The 19,029-nt window shown below is 64.8% G+C and carries 17 protein-coding genes; 5 read left to right on the plus strand and 12 right to left on the minus strand.

The window, feature by feature from the left end:
- The first annotated feature begins 12 nt into the window (after positions 1-12).
- The 4 genes from AB7535_RS04130 (at position 13) to AB7535_RS04145 (ending at position 4,958) form a co-directional block, all read left to right on the plus strand.
- A complete protein-coding gene (locus tag AB7535_RS04130; protein WP_085404531.1) occupies positions 13-1,200 on the plus strand; it encodes a CaiB/BaiF CoA transferase family protein in 1,188 nt (395 codons plus the stop codon).
- A 105-nt stretch (positions 1,201-1,305) separates the two neighbouring features.
- Positions 1,306-2,361: a LacI family DNA-binding transcriptional regulator gene (locus AB7535_RS04135; RefSeq protein ID WP_085404530.1), complete on the plus strand. Its 1,056-nt coding sequence runs from the start codon at positions 1,306-1,308 to the stop codon at positions 2,359-2,361.
- Between the two features lie 213 nt (positions 2,362-2,574).
- On the plus strand, positions 2,575-3,933 hold the full coding sequence (locus tag AB7535_RS04140; RefSeq protein WP_085404529.1) for an ABC transporter substrate-binding protein: 1,359 nt from the start codon (positions 2,575-2,577) through the stop codon (positions 3,931-3,933).
- Positions 3,934-4,025: 92 nt separating this feature from the next.
- Positions 4,026-4,958: a dihydrodipicolinate synthase family protein gene (locus AB7535_RS04145; protein WP_085404528.1), complete on the plus strand. Its 933-nt coding sequence runs from the start codon at positions 4,026-4,028 to the stop codon at positions 4,956-4,958.
- A 94-nt stretch (positions 4,959-5,052) separates the two neighbouring features.
- Here AB7535_RS04145 and AB7535_RS04150 read toward each other — a convergent pair whose 3' ends face one another.
- The 12 genes from AB7535_RS04150 to AB7535_RS04205 form a co-directional block, all read right to left on the minus strand.
- A complete protein-coding gene (locus tag AB7535_RS04150; protein ID WP_085404527.1) occupies positions 5,053-5,355 on the minus strand; it encodes a hypothetical protein in 303 nt (100 codons plus the stop codon).
- 116 nt (positions 5,356-5,471) lie between these two features.
- Positions 5,472-6,209: a caspase family protein gene (locus AB7535_RS04155; RefSeq protein WP_161495920.1), complete on the minus strand. Its 738-nt coding sequence runs from the start codon at positions 6,207-6,209 to the stop codon at positions 5,472-5,474.
- Positions 6,210-6,276: 67 nt separating this feature from the next.
- The gene (locus AB7535_RS04160; protein ID WP_085404525.1) at positions 6,277-6,957 is read right to left on the minus strand and encodes an SDR family NAD(P)-dependent oxidoreductase; all 681 of its coding nucleotides are present in this window, start codon (positions 6,955-6,957) and stop codon (positions 6,277-6,279) included.
- A gap of 4 nt (positions 6,958-6,961) precedes the next feature.
- Positions 6,962-8,176, minus strand: coding sequence for a sialidase family protein (locus AB7535_RS04165; protein ID WP_135215060.1), 1,215 nt, complete (start codon positions 8,174-8,176; stop codon positions 6,962-6,964).
- Positions 8,173-9,600, minus strand: a complete 1,428-nt coding sequence (locus tag AB7535_RS04170) for a sodium:solute symporter family protein (protein WP_135215061.1) — start codon at positions 9,598-9,600, stop codon at positions 8,173-8,175. The genes AB7535_RS04165 and AB7535_RS04170 overlap by 4 nt, the downstream gene beginning before the upstream one ends.
- A 294-nt stretch (positions 9,601-9,894) precedes the next feature.
- Positions 9,895-11,043: an amidohydrolase gene (locus AB7535_RS04175; RefSeq protein WP_085404523.1), complete on the minus strand. Its 1,149-nt coding sequence runs from the start codon at positions 11,041-11,043 to the stop codon at positions 9,895-9,897.
- A 193-nt stretch (positions 11,044-11,236) separates the two neighbouring features.
- Positions 11,237-12,325, minus strand: a complete 1,089-nt coding sequence (locus AB7535_RS04180) for a mandelate racemase/muconate lactonizing enzyme family protein (RefSeq protein ID WP_085404563.1) — start codon at positions 12,323-12,325, stop codon at positions 11,237-11,239.
- 163 nt (positions 12,326-12,488) lie between these two features.
- Entirely contained in the window at positions 12,489-13,250 is a 762-nt protein-coding gene (locus AB7535_RS04185; protein ID WP_201266257.1) for an alpha/beta fold hydrolase, read from the minus strand.
- A 90-nt stretch (positions 13,251-13,340) separates the two neighbouring features.
- Positions 13,341-14,534, minus strand: coding sequence for a M20/M25/M40 family metallo-hydrolase (locus AB7535_RS04190; protein ID WP_085404521.1), 1,194 nt, complete (start codon positions 14,532-14,534; stop codon positions 13,341-13,343).
- 179 nt (positions 14,535-14,713) lie between these two features.
- The gene (locus tag AB7535_RS04195; protein ID WP_085404520.1) at positions 14,714-15,475 is read right to left on the minus strand and encodes an outer membrane protein; all 762 of its coding nucleotides are present in this window, start codon (positions 15,473-15,475) and stop codon (positions 14,714-14,716) included.
- Positions 15,476-15,733: 258 nt separating this feature from the next.
- The gene (locus tag AB7535_RS04200; protein WP_085404519.1) at positions 15,734-16,978 is read right to left on the minus strand and encodes an MFS transporter; all 1,245 of its coding nucleotides are present in this window, start codon (positions 16,976-16,978) and stop codon (positions 15,734-15,736) included.
- A gap of 187 nt (positions 16,979-17,165) precedes the next feature.
- The gene (locus AB7535_RS04205; RefSeq protein WP_135215062.1) at positions 17,166-17,450 is read right to left on the minus strand and encodes a hypothetical protein; all 285 of its coding nucleotides are present in this window, start codon (positions 17,448-17,450) and stop codon (positions 17,166-17,168) included.
- Between the two features lie 355 nt (positions 17,451-17,805).
- Between AB7535_RS04205 and AB7535_RS04210 the strand changes: the two genes are divergently transcribed.
- Complete coding sequence (locus AB7535_RS04210) at positions 17,806-19,029, plus strand: efflux RND transporter periplasmic adaptor subunit (RefSeq protein ID WP_085404518.1); 1,224 nt, start codon at positions 17,806-17,808, stop codon at positions 19,027-19,029.

Below are 19,029 nucleotides of genomic sequence, written 5' to 3' on the forward strand. Positions count from 1 at the left end.
GGGAAGGGATCGATGGGAGGAGTTTTGGAGGGCGTGCGCGTCCTCGATTTCGGGCGCTATATCGCAGGGCCCTATTGCGCGACCTTGCTGGCCGAATTCGGCGCCGAGGTCATCCGCGTGGAAAAGCGCGACGGCAGCGAGGATCGCTTCGTGGCGCCGGTCGGCGAGGGCGGCGAAGGCGCGCTGTTCCTGCAGGTCAACCGCAACAAGAAGTGCATCACGCTCGATCCGATGAAGCCGGAAGGGCAGGAGGTGATGCGCCGCCTGATCGCGACCGCGGACGTCGTCGTCGCCAATCTGCCGCCGCAGACCCTGCGCGCGATGAAGCTCGACTACGACTCGCTGAAGGCGATCAAGCCCGACATCATCCTGACGACCGCCACCGCGTTCGGCGGGCCGGGGCCATGGTCCGACCGCGTCGGCTTCGATGGCGTCGGCCAGGTCATGTCGGGCTCGGTGTACATGACCGGTGCTGGCGACCCGCCATATCGGGCCGCGGTGAACTGGGTCGATTTCGGCACGGCGCTGCATTGCGCGTTCGGGACGCTTGCAGCCCTGATCGAGCGCGGCAAATCCGGACGCGGGCAGATCGTCGAGGGCGCGCTGCTCGCCACCGCGCTGTCCTTCACCAATGCCACGCTGATCGAGCAGGCCGTCATCAATGTCAATCGCGTGCCGACGGGCAATCTCGGCCAGACTGCAGCACCGGCCGACATCTACCGCACCAAAGACGGCTGGGTGCTGTGCCAGGTCACGGGGCATCCGCTGTTCAAACGCTGGGCGAAGCTGATGGGTGAGGAGGACCAGTGGCTGAACGATCCGCGCTTTGCCGACGACATCAGCCGCGGCAATAACGGCCCCGTCATCAGCGCGCGGATGGCGCGCTGGTGCGCCGAGCGCACCACGCAGGAGGCTGTCGACACGCTGGGCAAGGCCATGATTCCGACCGGGCCCGTCCTCAGCCCGCAACAGGCGCTGGACCATCCGCATATTCGCGCCGCCGGCTTCATGCAGGATGTCGAGTATCCCGGCCTGCCGAAACGCGCACCCGTGGCCCGCGCTGCCGTCCGGCTGTCGGAAACGCCCGGCGAGATCGCATCGCGTCCGCCGACGCTCGGCGAGCATACCGACCTCGTCCTGACGGAGCTTGGCTACGACGTGGCTGCGATTGCGGCGCTTCGGCAGGGCGGGATCGTCTAGGAAGCGCGCGCGCCTCACGCTAGGAGATTTTCATTGAGGACTCCGGTGGTCGTCAATACCATGGCAAGGTATTGATCGATCAAGCGTTCGACCGACGTGGCGGGGATGGTGGCAGGTTCAAAGAGAGCGCGTGGAGGCAGCGGCCGCGTCAAGCTCGAGGAGGTCGCCCGCAAGGCCAATGTCTCGACCGCGACCGTCTCGCGCGCCTTCAACGAACCCGACAAGGTCTCCGAAGAGGTCAGGCAGCGGGTCAAGGACGCCGCACGCGCGCTGAACTGGATTCCCAATGCTGCGGGACGGGCGCTGGCCTCGCGCCGGACGCATATCGCCGGCGCCATCATCCCGACCCTGGACGACGAAATCTTCGCCCACCAGATCGGCGGCATGCAGACCGTCTTCAGCGAACGCGGCTTCACGCTGTTCCTGGGCTGCTCGAACTACGATCCGGACGAGGGCTTGCGGCAGGCCGAAGCGATGCTTGCGCGCGGCGTGGAAGCAATTGCCGTGGTCGGTGAAAATCATCCCCCCGAGCTCTTTGACGCGTTTAACTCGCGCGGCATTCCCTATGTCGTGACATACTCATACAACAAGCTGTCACCGCATCCGTGCATCGGCTTTGACAATCGCGCCGCGTTCAGCCGCATGACGGAGCATCTGCTGTCGCTCGGCCATCGCCGGTTTGCCGCCATCTTCCAGCCGGACACCAACAACGACCGCGTCAAGGAAAGGCTTCGCGGCGTCAGCGAAGCGCTCGCGGCCGCGGGTTTGGAAATTGCGGCGCAGGATCTGATGATGGGTCCCTCGACGCTGGAGTTCGGCGCGGCCAGCTTTGCCGGATTGATGACGCAAGCCGTCGACATCCGGCCGACCGCGATCGTTTGCGGCAACGACAATCTGGCGCTCGGTGCGTTGATGGCCGCGCGGGAATGCGGCCTCGACGCGCCCGGGGATTTTTCGATCACCGGCTTCGATGATCTTGCGATTTCATCGCGCTTTTCTCCGGGGCTTACGACGATGAAGGTCGACAATCAGGAGATCGGTGTCCTGGCGGCCAACGAGCTCCTCGCCGTGATCGCGGGCCGGCAAGCGCAGGCGCAGTCGCGCGAAGTCGTGCCTGTTCTGAAAATCCGCGACAGCGCAGGTCACGCGAGGGGCGCCTGATCCCGCAGAGAGCGGTCGTCTCTTCGATAGCGCGCCTGGTCCCGCCAAGAGGGCGGCTTCCCGCGCAAAAGGGCCGCTTGACTCCTCATATGTAAGCGCTTACATAACCGCGTTTTAAACGCCATGAGCGCAACCGGCGGGCCCCTCGCCGGATGAGACGGAGAGGAAACGACAATGCGGAATAGCGTTTTGCGGTGGGCCAGAAACTGTTCGATGGCGGTTTCGCTGCTCTTGCCGATGATGGGAACGGCGAGCCCCGCGGCCGCCGAGGAGAAGCTCGTCGTTTGGTGGAACAAGGGCTACTACAAGGCCGAGGAAGACGCGCTGCTCGCCGTCATCAAGAAGTTCGAGGCCAAGACCGGGGTCAAGGTCGAGCTGTCGCAATATGCGACGCAGGACATGATGCCGAAGCTGGTGGCGGCGCTCGATGCCGGCAGTCCGCCCGACGTGACCTATGCGGACACCTACCATTTCCAGGGCGCCGGCAAGTGGGCCTCCGAGGGCAAGCTGGTCGATCTCGGCTCCGTGCTCGCACCGATCAAGGGCGAGTTCTCCCCGCAGTCGCTCGAAACGGTCATGCTGTACAACGACAAGACCAAGGCGAAGGCCTATTACGCCTTCCCGCTGAAGCAGGCGACGCTGCATCTGCATTATTGGAAGGACATGCTGGAGGAGGGAGGTCTCAAGGAGACCGACATCCCGAAGGACTGGAAGGGCTATTGGTCGTTCTGGTGTGACAAGGCGCAACCGGCCGTGCGCAAGGCGTCCGGCAAGCGAATCTACGGCGTCGGCCATCCGATGGGCGTCGACGCCACCGACAGCTTCATCTCGTTCCTGGTGTTCATGGACGCCTACAACGTCGTGCTGGTCGACGACAACGGCAAGCTCCTGGTCGACGATCCCAAGGTGAAGGCGGGCCTCGTCGCCGCCATGACGGACTATGTCGAGTTCGCCGCGAAAGGCTGCACGCCGCAATCGGCGACGAGCTGGAAGGATCCCGACAACAACGTCGCCTTCCACAACAAGACGACGATCATGACCCACAATTCGACGGTTTCGCTCCCCGGCAAATGGCTCGACGACGCCGGCAACGAGACGCTCACCGCCGAGCAGCGCGACGAAGCCAAGAAGAACTATAATGACCGCATCCGCACCATGGTCTGGCCCAACAAGCCGGATGGTACGCCGGTCCACACCCGCGCCTCCGTGGTGGTCGGCCTGATCTTCGAGCAGGCCAAGAACAAGGACCGCGCCAAGGAGTTCGTCTCGTTCCTGCTGCGCGACGAGAACCTCCAGCCCTATGTCGAAGGCGCGCTCGGCCGCTGGTTCCCGGTCAAGACGGCCGCACAGAAGTCCGCCTTCTGGGACGGCGACGTTCATCGCCGCGCCGTGCGCGACCAGTTCTTCGCCGGCGTCGGCGGCTACGAGATGAGCAAGAACTACAAGTTCACCACCCTCAACAACGAGAACGTCTGGATGAAGGCCGTGAACGCCATCGTCACCAACAAGGTGCCGGTCGACAAGGCCGTCGACGACATGATCGCACGCATCAAGGAAGTGGCCGGCAACTGATCGCCGGCCCGAACAGCTACGCTCACGCGTTGCAAGACGCGTGAGCGGCAGGCTCCTGCCTGTCAACAATTTCAACGCCTGGGAGCCGATTTGTGACCGCAACCATCAAGGGCATCATTCCGGTGATGCTGACGCCGTTCACCGAAGCCGACGCAATCGACTATGCGGGCCTCGAAAACCTCGTCGAATGGTACATTGCCAACGGCGCGGATGCGCTGTTCGCCGTGGCCCAGTCGAGCGAGATGCAGTTTTTGAGCCTCGAGGAGCGGGTCGCGCTGGCGCGCTTCGTCGTGCGGCAGGCGGCGGGCCGGGTGCCCGTCATCGCGTCAGGCCACGTCAGTGAATCCCGCGACGATCAAGTGACCGAGCTGACCTCCATCGCCGCGACCGGCGTGGACGGACTGGTGCTGGTGACGAACCGGTTCGATCCGAAGGGGCAGGGCGGCACCGTCTTCATGGATCATCTGCGCCATCTGCTCGATGCGCTGCCCGCCGATCTTCCGCTCGGCCTCTACGAATGTCCCGCGCCGTTCCGGCGGCTCATGTCCGACGACGAGCTGGCGTTCTGCGCCGAGAGCGGGCGCTTCGCGATCCTCAAGGACGTGTCCTGCGACCTCGAGACGGTGAAGCGTCGCGTGGCGCTGACGAAAAACTCCTCGCTCGCCATCGTCAACGCCAATGCGGCGATCGCCTTCGACGCCATCAGAAGCGGATCCGCCGGCTTCACCGGCGTGTTCACGAACTTCCATCCCGATCTCTACAAATGGCTGTTGACCGATAGCGCGCGGCATCCGGCGCTGGCGGACGATCTCTCCGTCTATCTCGCCCTCGCGGCGATGGCCGAGCCGATGGGATATCCCAAGCTGGCCAAGCTGTACCATCAGAGGCTCGGCACGTTCGCCTGCGCCCACAGCCGGACCATCGATTTCGACATCCGTGAGCGCTTCTGGGCGCTCGATGCACTGCTCGACAAGATCATGCAGGGGCAGGCGAGCTTCCGCGCAAGGATCGCGGCCACGCGCTGATCGCGGCTCTCGCAAATCTCGATGATATGGGGCGATCGTCGCGTGACTGCGGCAGAGCGGCACCATCTATCGGATGCGTACTGGGCTCGTGCCCTCACTCCGCGCTGCGCTTCCAGGCGCCGGTGCCCAGCTTGCCCGTGATCACCGCGAGTGTATCGCGGATCTCGTAGGCGCCGCCATCGCTATAACCCGAAAGGCCCCTTCGGGCTTGTAGGGTCCAGTGGCCATTTGCAGCAATCATCGTGCCTTCGTGCGGATGGGCCGAGCGCTGCGGCACGGCGTGGAATTTGTAAGTGCCGTCGTTCATGATCTGCCAGATCCAACGCGATTGTCCGCGGCGGCCCGGTACCATGATCTCCCAGGTGCCCACCAACGCAGGATCGATCGTCGATGACATCGACGCGCCTGACGGTGCCGGGGACGCGACAGCCGGAAGCGGGGCGACAGGTTCCGCTCCCTCGGCGCCGCCCTTTGGTTGCCCGGCCAGGTAAATCCCTTGCGAGACAGCGAGCCCTAGACGAACGGCTGCTGCTCGTTTCGGGTGGCTTCCATCACTTCGTCGCGGACGTTGCGGAACATGAACGTGACCTCGACGCCCGGTGTCTCGATGTTGCGAAGGAGCGCCGCTGCAAACGGACTGTTACGCGTGTCGCCGTCAAGCGCCGTGGTGCCGTCTCGTGCGGCATAAGCGACCAGAACGTTGCCGACGGGCTCGATGCGACCGAGCCCGCCGGTCGGCGTCCCCCGGGTGGCGAGCGTGCGGTTCATCCTGGCGGCAAATGGATTATTGCGGCAGGCGTCGAGGATGACGAGGCCAAGGCTCGTGGTATTGGAAACCTGCAACATCACGCTCTGCAGGCTGATGGCTTCGTTTGCCGCGTCCGTGTCCCGCTTCAGTTCTGCGTCGATCGGGATCAGCCAGTTTTCGCCATTGATCTCCATGCCATGGCCCGCGAAATACACGGTCGCCATATCGGCTCCGGCGGCGTCGCGCCCCAATGCGATCAGGCCGCGACGCATCTCGTCGAAGCTGGCATTGGTGACCAGACGGACCGAGAAGCCGAGCCGCTTCAGCGCTGCAGCTATGTCGCCGGCGTCGTTTGGCGGATTGAGCAGCGTGGGCACGTTCCTGTAGGCGCCGTTGCCGATCACCAGCGCGACGCGCCTGCCTTCCGCCGCGGCGCCGGTCGGCATCAGGCCTGCCGCGGCAGTCGCAAGGGTCAGTCCCGAAACAAATTCGCGTCGGTCCATTGGGATCTCGCTTGCTTGAACGAGATCCATCGTACAACAACCGATTTGGAGTAGCCACGGGTCGAACTCAGAGCGAGCTGCCGCCGCAGATGACGAGTTGCTGTCCAGTGATGGCGGCCGCTTCCGTCGAGAGCAGGAAGGCCACGGCGGCTGCGACTTCCTCCGGGCGGATGAAGCGGCCGATCGGCGGCAGCTTTGGCATGACATTGGCGCGCGAGGGATCCTTCAGCATCGGCGTCTCGGTTGCGGCGGGGGCAACGACGTTGACGGTGATGCCGCGAGGTGCGAGCTCGAGCGCCCAGGACCGCGCCAGCGCGACCAGCGCCGCCTTGGTCGCGGCATATTGCCCGCGGCCCGCGGCGCCCGATGCGGTGCGGCTGCCTATGAAGACGATGCGTCCGCCGTTCGGCAGGCGCGGCGCCAGCGCGTTGGCGAGGCGCCCGGCGACGTCGACATGCAGCCGCCACATCGCCGCGCCGTCGTCATGGTCGAGCGATCCGAGCGCACCGACCTTGAGCAGGCCCGCGGCATGAACCAGCGCGGTCGGCGTGAAGCCTGCCAAGGCGTCGGCAATGCTGTCGACATCATCGAGGTCGAGCGACAAATGATCGAACGCCGGATGGTCGAACGTCGCAAGGCGGCGGCTGATCCCGGTGACGCGCCAGCCGTCGCGCAGCAGCTGCTCGACGATCGCCGCACCAATCCCCGAGCTTGCGCCCGTCACTAGCGCGTGCGGCCTCTTGTCCATGCTCTCAGTCCCGGATGGCGCGCTTCACCCATGGCTCGGTCACGCGCACATATTTGATCGCGCGGCGATGGAAGGTGAAGGCCATGTGGATCGCCCCGTCGGCGGTCTCCTTGACCGAAGGATAGGACAGTTCGCGATTGGTCTGATCGCGTGAATTGTTGGTCATGCAAAGGCCGTCACCGGTCTCGACATTGCGCTTGCTCCACGTCCGCCCGCCGTCGGCGGAGACGGCCAGCGTCATCGGCGCCCGCGGCGCGCCCCAGAACGCGGTGCGTTCATCCGTTCTTTTGCCGTCGCCGGCGAGCACGGGCGGCAAATCGTCCTCGATCTCGTCATAGAGCGAGAGGCGGCGCCCGGTCGCATCCCTGGCGCTGGAATCGTTGAAGACCAGCGCGAGATGACCGTTGCCAAGTCGCGTGACCTGGATCGAGGAGTTGTTGTTGGGCAGCACGGTCTGGACCGGCGCCGACCAGGTGCGGCCGTGATCGGTGGACCGGCTCTGATAGATGTTGTCCGCCCAGCGGCTGCGGTAGAGGGCAATCAGCGAGCCGTCGTCGAGGCGCGCGATACACATATGCACGCAGCCGCGGCTGCCGGGGACGTCGACGTCGCGCCAGGTCGCGCCGGAATCGGACGAGATCTTCACCGCGCTGGTGTCCTCGTCGCCGTTCCATTTCCGTCCCGGGGTGCTGTGGCAATAGAACACCGGCAGCAGCCAGTCGCCATTGTCGAGCACGACGATCGGCTGCCGGATGAAGGTGCCGCGGCCGCGCTGCTCGGGAAACAGCGTCTCGATCGGGCCCCAGTTCTTGCCGTTGTCGCGGGAGAGGCGGCGGCGGATCAGCGCGGTGTCCTGGTTTCCCGCCAGCTGCGCCGTCCACATCAGCCACAGCGTGCCGTCAGGTGCGGGAAACAGCACCGGGTTCTGCTCCGAACGTCCGTTGTCGTCGGACAGCTTTTCGGCCGGAGACCACTGCGTCGCGCCGCGGGGCAGGCGCGAAAAATAGACCGAGATGTCCGACATGCCCTCCTGCGTGCCGCCGAACCAGACGCAGGCCAGATCGCCGTTCGCGAGCGGCATCAGATTGGCGGCGTGGTTCTGCACGCAAGGCGAGGGAATGAAAGCGTCGGACCGGTCGGGATCGCCGGCGGCCGGGCGAACGACGCCGTCGGCGGCGGTCCCGATGTCGGTGGTCACGATCTCGGTATCGATGATCATGTCGAAGTCCTTTCCATCAATGCATTTGGCTGCGACGTCGCGGCGGCGGCCGGAGCGCGGCCCATCACCAGGCGCTCGACCGCCATCACCACCAGCGGTGTCGCGGCCGCGACATACATGTTGTCGATACCGAAGGGGTTTCCGAGCATGTACCAGGCCGTCGTCGAGATCGCGGCGCCGATCAGGCCCGCGGTGGCGCCGCGGTTGCTGGCAAACAGCGGCAGATAGAATCCCATCATCGCGATGATGGTGATCGACAGGCGCAGCGCGCGCGTGAAGAACGACAGCTTGAGGATTTCCGGGATGAAGAAGACGAAGACCAGCGGTGCAATGCCGATCGCCACCGAGAACAGGCGGGTCATCTTCAGCTCCCGCTCGGGCGTCGGCTTCCAGTAGGGGACGTAGAAGTCGCGCACCACCAGCGAGGCGATCGCGAGCGCAACCGTGCAGACGCTGACGAAGATCGAGGCGACGAGCGAGGTGGTCACGAAAGCCGAGGCCAGCGGCGGCATCTTCTCCAAAAACACCGGCAGCGCGTAGAGGCTGTTCATGTCGGGATAGAGGAATTTCGCCGCGACGCCGATCAGGGCGAGCAGAAATCCGAGCGGCAGGCAGAACGCCGCCGCATAGAAGGTGGCCCTGCGCGCGTCATCAGCGCTCGGCGTCGAGGAGATCGCCTGCACGATGAACTGGGTCGAGAAGATCGCGCCGACGGTGCCGAAGGTCCAGGCGAAGATGGTCGCAAAGCCGATCTTGCCGTCCCAGCTGAAGTAATAGGCGGGCAGCTTGGCCTGGATCGGCGCGATGCCGCCGGTCAGCGACATCGCAACCGAGAATATGATGACGATACCGACGACCTTGATGGCGCTGTGCAGGATCGTCACCCAGGCGACGCCCTTCAGCCCGCCGAACACGTAGTAGAAGGTGCTGACCACGGCGATGATGCACATCGCAACGGGCATGCTGACATGCAGTGCGGTGGCGATCGCGGCTGCGCCGCTCACATAGTTGCCGACGTTCACGAGCAGCAGCGCGTAGATCATGATCACCGACACCGTGAGCATGGTCGACTTGCCGTATTTCTGCGCGATCGCCGCCGAGATGGTGTATTCGCCGGAACTGTAGAGCTTCTTCACCATCAGGAACCCGAACAGCAGGAAGCCGATCGAGGCGCCGAGCACGGCCCACCCCGCCGCGATGCCCGACTGGAACGCTTCCTGCGCCGTGCCGACGGTCGATTTGGCGCCGACGAATTCGGACATCATCAGCACGCCGACGACCACCGCCGGCATCGCGCGTGCGCCCGTCATGAACTGATCGCTGGTCCTGCTGCGCAGTTTGAACGTGAGCCAGGACGTGAAGGCGATGTAGGCGACGATCATTGCGACGATGAGCGTGCTGTCGCCATTGAGGATGGCTTGCATCGATGACGTTTCCTCTGGTGGCGCGGATGCGGTGTTGTGAGCCCGCTTGGTCCCGCTGCAGTTTGTTCGGAATGCGAACAATTGTTCTTTAATTTCATTATTCCTGCCCGCACGTCCCGCGTCAAGCGCGCGCAGCGGTGCGGTGCTGCAACGCGCCCGGTCGGGCAGTCATCGCCGCTGCATGTTCAAAGGGTTGCAGGCCAAAGAAAAAAGTGTCGGTGGGACAGTGCGGCGGGACGGTCGGCGCACGGCCGACGTCATGCGCAGGGAATCCGAGGTCCTGCCGTTCCGGGGTCAGTTCGACTTCAGCGCCACCTTGGCGACCTCGGCCATCCAGCTGGACGCGACGGGCAAAATCGCGTCGTTGAAATCGTAGCGCGGGCCGTGCAGCTCGGCGCCGTCGCGCAATTCACCGTTGCCGATCCAGGCGAAGGCGCCGGGGCACTGCTTGAGGAAGAAGGCAAAATCCTCGCCGGCCATGCTCGGCGCGAGATCGCGTCGCACCTCGGTCTGCACCCTCTCCGCGGCAAGGCGCGCCAGGCCCGCCTCGGCAGGCGTGTTGACCACCACGCCGACGCCCATGACGATTTCGGGCGTGACCTTGACGCCGAAGGTCGTTGCAATGCCTGCGCAGACCTCTCCGATCCGCGCCAGGATGACGTCCTTCACCGCGTCGCGATGATACCGCAGCGTGCCGCCGATGGTGACGCGTCCCGCGATCTGGTTGCGCGCCGTGCCGCCTTCGAGCGTACACAGCGAGAGCACGGCGGTGTCGAGCGGATCGATGCTGCGCGACACGACCGATTGCAGCGCCACGATCAGGTGTCCCGCCGCCATGACGGGATCGCGGGTCAGATGCGGCATGCCGGCATGTCCGGCATGGCCGTCGATGGTGATGCTGACGCGTCCGCCGGAAGCCATCACGACGCCGTCGTGGACCGCGATGGTGCCGGCTGCGAGCCCCGGCCAGTTGTGGAAGCCGAACACCCGCGTCATCGGAAAGCGGTCGAACAGGCCCGCCCCGACCATCGCGCGCGCGCCGCCAAGGCCTTCCTCGGCCGGCTGGAAGATGAAGTCGACGGTGCCGCTCCAGCCGGTGTCGGCCACCAGCAGCGCGGCCGCGCCGAGCAGCGAGGCGGTGTGCCCGTCATGACCGCAGGCATGCATCACGCCTGATGTCGTCGAGGCGTAGGGCAGGCCGGTGTCCTCGGTGATCGGCAGCGCATCCATGTCGGCGCGCAGGCCGACGCGGCCCTGCGCCGCCCCTCGCGTCAGCGTCGCAACGACGCCGTGGCCGCCGATGCCCGCTTCGAAGGGAATGCCGAGCTCGGTGAGCTTCTCCTGCACGAAGGCCGAGGTGGCCTTCTCGTGGAGGCCCAGTTCCGGGTGCGCATGCAGATGCCGGCGCCACTGGGTCAGTTTCTGGTGCAGCTCGGGGGGCAAGGCGGGGATCTTTCGTAAGGAGGGCCGGCTAATGCCAGCATAGCCGAATATTGAGCCGACCCGTCAAGCGCCTGCGAGTGTCTCGCGTGCAGCAACATCGTCATGGCCGGGCATAGCCGTCCGAAGGACGGCGTCGCTTCCGCTCGCCTATGACCCGGCCATCCACGTCTTGCTTCGGCCATGACGGATTGCCCTACGGCGAGAGCTTCGCCAGTCCTTTCCAGTCGAAGCTGATGCCATGGCCCGGCCGGTCCGGCGCCACGGCCTTGCCGTCCGCGAGCACCAGCGGGTGCTCGATATACTTGTCCAGCCCGAATCCATGCGCTTCCAGATACGAGCGGTTCGGACAGGCCGCGAGCAGATGCACCGTGATGTCGTGCGCGCCGTGGCTGGTGACCGGGAGATTGAACGCCTCCGCCAGCCGCGCGATCTTCATGAACGCACTCACGCCGCCGCAATTGGTGACGTCAGGCTCGGGATAGGATACCGCGCCCGCGACGATGTAGTTCTTGAACTCCCACAGCGAGCGCAGATTCTCGCCGGCCGCGATCGGCACGCCGCCGGCCTGCATGATGCGGGCATGGCCCGCGACGTCGTCGGGGATAACAGGCTCCTCGAGCCAGGTGAGGTCGTAGGGGACGAAGGCGCGGGCGGCGCGAATCGCGTCCTCGACCGTCCATTTCATGTTGGCGTCCGCCATCAGCGGAAAGCCGTCGCCGAGATGTTTGCGCATGGCCGCGACGCGCGCGACGTCGGATTTGAGATCGGGCCGGCCGACCTTCATCTTGATGGCGCGAAAGCCCTTGGCGAGATTGCCGTCGGTCTGCGCGAGCAGCGCCTCGACGGAGAGATCGAGGTCGATGCCGCCGGCATAGCAGGGCACGTGCGCATCGAAGCCGCCGAGCAGGCGGAACAGAGGCAATTTCGCGCGCCGCGCCTTCAGGTCCCACAACGCGATGTCGAGCGCGGACAGTGCCAGCACCGCCGGTCCGCCGCGCCCGCCATAATGCAGGCCCCACCAGACGTGATGCCAGATCGCCTCGGTGTCGTCGGCCTCGCGTCCTTCGACGAGTGGCGGGATCTCGCGTTTGAGGATGTCGGCAGTCGCCCCGCCATTGCGCCCGACCGTGTAGGTGTAGCCGACGCCCTCGGCGCCGTCGGCATCGCGGATGCGGCAGGTGATCAGCTCGAACGCCGCGATCTCGCCATGCGTCGAGTCCGACAGCGTGACGGGGAGGGGGATCCGGTAGAACCCGGTCTCGATTGTCGAGATGCGTGCCATGTTTCCTTCCTGCTTTTCCTTGCAGGCTAGGCCGACAGGCATCGGCGGGCAACCGCGGGCGATGCAGGGCAGTTCTGTAGGATGGGTAGAGCGAAGCGAAACCCATCATCTTCGTTACCGCGGCGATGGGTTTCGCTGCACTCTCCCCATCCTGCGGACGACTTCATGCGAAGAAACGACGCAGCTCCGCCGCAACGCGAATCGGGTCGCCTTCGTTGTCTGCCGCGATGTGTCCGGCGCCCTTGAATTCAACGCGCGTCGCGTTCGGCAGGATCGCGGCGAGAGCATCGAGAGCGGTGGCGAGATAGCCCTGGCTCCGATCGCCGCCAAGCAGCAGCGTTTCCGTGCTCAAGCTCCTGAAGCGGTCAAGGTCGCCGGCTTTCTCCGCAATCAGCTCGATGTCGTAGTGGACCGTGGGGATGAGCGTGGCCAGAGGCGGCCCGTTGCCAACGGCCGCGTTGGGACGGAGCCGCATCATCATGGCGAAGAACGATTTAAGGACAGGCGCAGGGAGCCTTGTCATGATCTCGTTGTCGCCGGTGCCTTTGAGCACGGCAACAAGGGCGCCCGGCAGATCCCCCTTCGCCAGGGCCGCCTCATAGCCAGCGGCCCAGTAGCGCGGCTGGACCCCGCCGAATTCGAGCGGCGGCTCGTAAAGCGTGAGGCGCGCGATCGCCGGATTGGCGAGCGCGGTGTGCATGGCAACCAAGGCCCCGGCGCTCAATGCAAACACATTTTGTGCGCCCGTCTCGGCGAGAAGCCGGCCGAGATCATCGATCTCGGTCGCCATGCAGTGGTCGGGCCGGAACGGTCCGCTCAGACCACGACCGCGCCGGTCCGGGATGAGAACGGTGAAGCGGTCGGCCAGCGCTGCGCCAAGGTCAGTAAAGCTCGCTGCGCTCTGCAGCGCGCCATGGAGCAGCACCAGTCCGGGGCCTGAGCCCAGTTGCCGATATCCAATGACGGTGCCGTCATTGGCGACAAATGATCTCTCTGAGCTCACGCGCGACGCGCCTCACCGCATCGTCGCGAGCTGCACGGCCAGCGCGCAGGCGCGGTCGTATTCGTCGAGGTTGATCCACTCGTCGATCGTGTGCGCCTCGTTCTGGCCGGCACCGAAGGTCACGGTGGGAACGCCGTGGCGGACCATCCAGTTGGCATCGAGGCCGCCATTGGCGGTGCGGACGTTCGGGGTGCCGCCGACCGCGGACACCGCCTCGACCGCGCGTTTGACGACGGGGAGATTGTCCTTCATGCGGAACGGAAAATAGTCGGTCTCGGCCTTGAACTTGATCTTGCCGGACTTGCCCTGCGCGTTCGTCACCTTCTTGGCGGCCTTCTCGAACGCGGCCTTGTAGGCCTTGGTGATCTCCTTGAAGAACTTTCCGTCGTGGCTGCGGCTCTCGCCGCGCACATGGACGTAGTCGGTGACGACGTTGGTGGCATCGCCCGCCGGGCGGCCCTCGCCGCCGGTGACGGGGCCGACATTGCTGGTGCCTTGGCTCTTGCCCTTCACGACCTTGCCGAACCAGCCGCTGGACTTCACGTCTGCAAGCGCGAGCGCCATGATCATGGTCGAGGAGATGCCGCGCTCCGGTGCAACGCCGGCATGCGAGGCGCGGCCGAAGATCTCAACATTCCAGCGGTCCGCGCCGACGGCGCCGATGATGACGTTGGAGGCCGAGCCGCCGTCATAGTTGAAGGCCATCGCCGGCGAGCCGAGCTCGTCCAGCTTGACGTGGCGCGCGCCGTAGAGCCCGCTCTCCTCGCGCACGCAGAACAGCAGCGTGATCGGGGGATGATCGAGCTTCTGCTTGGCGAGCTCGGCGGCCAGCGTCACCAGCACGCCGCAGCCGCAGCGGTTGTCGCCGCCGAGCGCGGTCTTGGCCTCGTTGACGATCTTGCGGCCGGATTTCTTCGGCTTGGCGCCGGCACACAGCGGCACGGTGTCCATGTGGGTCATGAACATGATGCGCGGCTGGTTGTGCAGCGCGCCGCGGCCGGGCAGGTCGACGATGAGGTTACCGGTCTCGGTCGGCACGGGAATGCGGGTGTTGGCGTCGTCGAGCCGGATCGCCTTGGACGGCACGCCGCTCTCCTTCAGCGCAGCGGTGAGCTCACGCCCGATCGCCGCCTCCTGTCCGGTGACGCCCTCGACGGAGAGGAAGCGCATGAGGCGATCGGTGGCGGCTTTGGTATCGACAGGCATGAGATGGTCCTTTGATGCACGGTACGCGTCAGCATCCTTCGCTGCGCCGTGTTTCGCAAGGCCTCTCGGACAGTCCGGTGAGTTTTAGGGCGGGGCAGGGACGACCGCATCAAAGCCACGGCGGCTGTTGGCGGCGGCGCGCCGAACACGACGCGCCGCCGACGCTTTCGGCACAAAAATCAGTATCGCGCGACGAGCGGGGCGACAGCCGTATTGAATCGCCAATTCACGCCGAGCATGACGGTTTGCATGTTCTGCCGGACGCTCGCCGGGAAGAAGGGAGTAGCACATCCGGGACTGCTGGTGCAGTTCAGGGTGTAGCCGTTCGTTCCAAAGTCGAAATAATTGTATTCGGCCTTCAACGACAGGTTTGGCAGCAGCGCATATTCGAGGCCGGCGCCGACGACGAATCCCGTCACATCGCGCGACCCCTTGAAATCAACCGAGAAGGCGGCGAAATCGGTCTGCGTCATCTGATAATTGAAGTGAGCGAAGGCGGCGCCGCCCTTGGCGTAAAACAGCACGCGATCGAAGGCGTAGCCGATGCGGCCGGTCGCGGTGGCGACGCGATCGAGCTGGGTCGTCAGCAGGAAGCCGGCGGCGCCGCCCGGAATCAGTGTCGTGCTGGTGTCCTTCATGTCGGCCCAATCGAACTGGCCTTCGAGGCCGACCACCAGGGAGCCGACCTGATAGTCGCAGCCCCCTTGCACGCCAGCGAGCCAGCCGCTGTTGTGATCGGCATTGAATGTTTGCCCGACGATGGGCTGCTGCTCGTTGACCCCGCGGCCACCGCCGCCATTGCCGCCGACATAGCAACCGGTCCAGGAGAACGCCGGGGCCGCAGGCGCCGCCTTGTACGGCATCGACACGTCCGCCGCCATGGCCGAGGTCAACGTCGAAACGGCCAGCGCAATGGCGCTGAAAAGGGTTTTGGTGGTCATGCGAGGATCTTCCTTCAACTAACGGCAATGGCGCCTGAGGCGCATCGTGCGTGTCGGCATCGCACAGGCCAGCGACTTCATCTGGTGAGTTGTCCGACTTCGCGATCCGGTCACAATATCCGGCGAGTCATGCGGCGGCTGTAACCACCGGGTCACAGTGGAAATAACGGCCACTGCAGGTTGCGACTTTTCACAGAGGCTGGCGCGACAGGACGAATCGGGAGCATCCCCTGCGCCACGCTGTTGTACGAGGCTGCTTCACGCAGTGCGCGTATAGGCCAGGAAGATCAGCGCGCCCAGAAGAAGCGCCGCCGCCATGAACAGCAGCACCGCCGGCAGCCCCGCGAACGCCGCCACCGCGCCCGTCATCGACTGCATCAGGGCGGCGCCGAGGAAGAAGGCGAGGTTGATCGCCGCGAGCGCCTTGCCCGCGGTTTGCGCATCGACCAGCTGCCGCGACATGCCGAACAGCAGCGGCTGGGCGGAGGTCGCAAGGCCGATGAGCACGAACAGCACGAGATCATATTGCGGCGGCATCACGGGCACGCCGAACAGCATCGAGACCGCATAATGCGGCGCCCCCAGCGCCATCAGCGCCAGCAGCAGCGCGCCGACCATATGCGTGCCCGCCACCAGCTCGCGGCGGCGACTGAGCCTGCGGTCGATCATGCCGATGCACAGGGGACCTGCGATCATAGCCAGCGTGAATGCGCCGAGCTGGTTGCCGGCCTCGACCCGCGTCAGTCCCTTGATCTCCATCAGCCAAGGTCCGCCCCACAGGCCGCGCAGCACCAGCGAGGTCGCAAGCGACACCAGCGCCAGCGCGATCAGGCCACGCAGGGGGCGCGAGAGCCCGAGCCGCAGCACCTCGATCATCTGCGACAGCGGCGAGGACTCGTCCTTGTGCTCGGCCGGTTGCCTCGGCACCAGCAAGAACACGGCGAGCGCGACGAGGACGCCGCCGAGCGCCGAGATCCAGAATCCGGCGCGCCAGCCGTAATGATCGACCACGAAGGCGAGCGGGCTCGACGACAGCAGCATGCCGATATTGCCGATCGAGAGGATCGCGCCGGACCATAGCCCGAACCGCGCCGCCGACAATTGCTTGGCCGCCAGCGTCATCGGGCACATCAGCATGCCCGACGTCGCGATGCCCAGCATCACCTGCCCGACCGCAAAGCTTTCCGGCCCCGTCGCGAATCCCGACGCGATGGCGCCGATCACGGTTCCCATAAGCAGGCTCAGCGACACCGGCCGCACGCCAAAGCGATCCATCGCCGCACCGACCGGGATCTGCGCGGCGGCAAAGGCAAAGGGATAGACCGAGGTGAGGCTCGCCAGCGCCTGCGGCTCGATGTGGAAATCCGCCGCCATCAGGTCGAGGCTGACGGCGGGAATCGTGCGCAGCAAGGTCGAGAGCATGTGCCCGCAGGCGAGCGCAAGCAGCGCAAAGATCAGCGCGCGGGTGCCATCTCCCGCGTTATCAGTAGCAACCGCACTCATCAGCGTCCCGTCCCGGCGAGGGTTTCGGCCGGGTTACACGATTGGCGGGACGGTGCCAATGGGGGAGGGCCGATCCGGTGCGCGATGCTTTGTGTCTTCCGGAGCCCCGCTGATCGAGCCATGCCCCGCGTCGATGCCGCTGAAATTGCGATTCGTCGTTACGTCGCCAGTTGATGACGGGCGCTGTTCAATTCCTGCATTCCGATTTATCGAAGCACAGGTTCGATTGCTCGAGCCTGGAAAAGTCCTCTGTTGCAATGAATACGAGAAGTCCGAGCAGAACCATTGCTGCGATGTTGGAACGCATGCTGGGGCGGTTCTCGACAGTGGCGCGATGGTGTTCGAACTTCGAGAGGTCCAGCATGCGCAAGATGTTGTCGGGCCGTGCATCATCAGCCGGATCTCGGCCGCCTCCCGATCGCGTTCGAAACGGTACGACATTTCCCCGGTGGTTCGGTTGATCAGCCTTCATCCCGCGCCTCGTTCCCATCAAGCAGCGCTTGCTGAATTTCAATGATAGGGCCTGACTTGAGGCGAGCGGTCCTGAAATTCGCGATTGTTGGCGCAATTCAGCGTGATGCCGCGGTGACCTCTCACGTCTCTCCATTTCGTTTCTGTTTGTTTCTGCCTGTCCTTCGTTGGACGGCTTTGATCGAGCGACTGCGTTTTGCGACGAGCGAACATGAAAATTTGTACAGATTTTCGCACGCGATCGTCATTTTGACGCTGGGATTTTGTCCGCGATACTTCCAATCAGAGGCGGCGGTTTCACCTGCAATCAGTCGAGTCACCCGTAGGCAGGTACAAACAGTTAGAGGGCCATCAATTTGTCAACGCGACCGAAGCTCAGCGTTGCGCTGTTTGGAATCCTTGCAATAGCCGCGGTGGCCTATGGCGTGTGGTATGAGCTCCTCGGGGGCGTCAAGCCAGCCGCAGCGGCCGCCCAAAGCGCTGCCAGTCAGGCCGCGGCGAAGATTCCCGTCACCTCGTTCGTAGTGAAGAAGGCCGACTTTCCCGTGCGCGCCTACGGTCTCGGAGTCGTCTCGCCGTTCAAGACGGTGACGGTCAAGAGCCGCGTCGACGGTCAGATCATCAAGGTGTTCTTCAAACAGGGGCAGATGGTGAAGGAGGGCGATCCACTTCTGGAGATCGATCAACGCCCCTTTACCGCGGCTCTCGAGCAGGCGGTGGCGAAGAAGGCCCAGGACGAGGCCAATCTAAGGAACGACCGCTTGAACCTGGAGCGCTTTCAGAAGCTCGCGAAGCAGCAATTCGAGACCCAGCAAAATCTCGATACCCAGCAGGCCCTGGTCGATCAGATGATCGCGCAGGTGAAGGGCGACCAGGCCGCCATCGACAATGCGCAGACCAATCTCGGTTACACCTCGATCAAGGCGCCGATCAGCGGACGAACGGGTTTCCGGCTGGTTGACCCCGGCAACATCGTGCATGCCGCGGATACGACGGGGATCGTCACCATCGCCCAGCTGCAGCCGATCGCAGTGCAGTTCACGGAGCCTGAAGAGCAATTGCAGGCCATCGACAAGGCCTTTGACACCGGCGAGGTGCCGGTCGAGGCGCTGACCTCGGACGGAACCAGGACACTGTCGCAAGGCAGGCTCGTGGTCATGGACAATTCGGTGAACCAGGCCACCGGGACCATCAGCCTGAAAGCGCGCTTCGACAACAAGGACAATGCGCTGTGGCCCGGCCTGTCGGTGACCACGCGGATGCTGATCGATACGCGCAAGGACGTCATCGTCGTGCCGCAGGATGGCGTGCAGCACGGGCCGTCGGGTCTGTTCGCCTATGTGATAGGCGACAATGGCAAGGTCAGCGCGAGGCCGATCAAGGTCAGCCAGAGCGGCGATGCAAATGCCGTGGTCTCCGAAGGCCTGAACGTCGGAGACAGGATCGTGGTGGCCGGACAGTCACGCCTGTTCGATGGCGCACTGGTCGACGACAAGCCCCAGGCCGCGCCGACGGCGGATGCGAGCGCCAGCACTGCTCAGGCCAATAGCGGAACCAAGACCACCGGATCGGCTGACTGA

This window comes from Bradyrhizobium sp. 956_D2_N1_4, assembly GCF_052076025.1.
In the GTDB taxonomy this organism is placed as follows: Bacteria; Pseudomonadota; Alphaproteobacteria; order Rhizobiales; family Xanthobacteraceae; genus Bradyrhizobium; species Bradyrhizobium barranii.